General features: G+C 64.2%; 2 protein-coding genes. Both read right to left on the bottom strand.

Annotated elements, in window-relative coordinates; genetic code table 11:
- On the bottom strand, positions 1–648 hold a 648-nt coding region (locus tag FFT21_RS28655), incomplete at its 3' end, for an IS3 family transposase (protein WP_264081687.1).
- A 47-nt stretch (positions 649–695) separates the two neighbouring features.
- Entirely contained in the window at positions 696–986 is a 291-nt protein-coding gene (locus FFT21_RS28650; RefSeq protein WP_137816989.1) for a transposase, read from the bottom strand.
- Positions 987–1,053 lie beyond the last annotated feature (67 nt).

The raw sequence follows: 1,053 nt of genomic DNA, 5'->3' as shown, positions 1-1,053 counted from the left end.
ACCCCAGAACGACTCCATCATCGAATTGTCATAGCAGTCCCCAATCGACCCCATCGAACCGAGCAGTCCGGCGTCACGCAGTCGCTTACCGAACGCCCATGAAGTATATTGGGTTCCGTGGTCACTGTGCAGGATTGTTGACCCGGCGGCCGGGTTGCGGCGCAGAATCGCCATGCCGAGGGCGTCGAGGACCAGGTCGGTGGTCTGCTGTTCCCCGATGGACCAGCCGATAATCCGCCGCGACCAGGCATCCATCACGGCAGCGCAGTACACCTTTCCTTCACCCGTGGGGTGTTCGGTGATGTCGGTCAGCCACAGCGTGTTCGGTGCGTCCACGGTGAACTGGCGGTTGACCAGATCGTTCTCGGTCGCCTCCCGGGCCGGGCCCCGCCGGTGTTCGCGCCGGTACACGCCCTGCAAGCCAGCCTGCCGCATCAACCGGGCCACCCGCTTGTGGTTGACGGCCTCACCCAGGCCGAGCACCAACTCGGCGTGCACCCGGGGCCAGCCGTACGTCCCCCGCGATTCCTCGTGAATCTTCGTGATCACCTTGGTCAGTTCCTTGTTCCGCAGCGCACGCGGTGATTCCGGCCGGCCCAACCATTCATAATATCCGGACTTCGACACCTTTAACACCCGGCAGGCCACCGCGACCGGAATACCGTCGTCGGCGAGCTCACGGACCAGCCGGAAGACTACTTTGGGAGGACGTTCTCCCGCGCGAAATAAGCCGCCGCACGCTTGAGGATCTCGTTCTCCAACTCCAGCTGCCGGTTACGGCGGCGCAGCTCGGCCAGCTCCTTCTTCTCCGCGCTGGTCAACCGTGCCGAGTTGCCACCCTCGTCGGCGTCGGCCTGGGCCATCCAATTTCGCAAACATGACTCGCTGATACCCAGGTCCTTGGCGATCTGCGCCACCGGCTTCTCGCCCAGCCGGGCCAACTCGACGGCACGCTGGCGGAACTCGATCGGGTGTGGTGCGGGCATACGGACATCCTTCCCGGTGACCGAAGGTCACCTCACGTCAGGTGTCCGGGCTACGGGGTCAAGCTCA

Source organism: Gandjariella thermophila (genome assembly GCF_005405885.1).
In the GTDB taxonomy this organism is placed as follows: Bacteria; Actinomycetota; Actinomycetes; order Mycobacteriales; family Pseudonocardiaceae; genus Gandjariella; species Gandjariella thermophila.
This window is presented reverse-complemented; position numbering and strand designations above follow the sequence as displayed.

What these genes read in the sequence shown, in the direction of transcription:
- FFT21_RS28650 (WP_137816989.1), bottom strand. Translation starts at nt 986, where the DNA reads ATGCCCGCACCACACCCGATCGAGTTCCGCCAGCGTGCCGTCGAGTTG.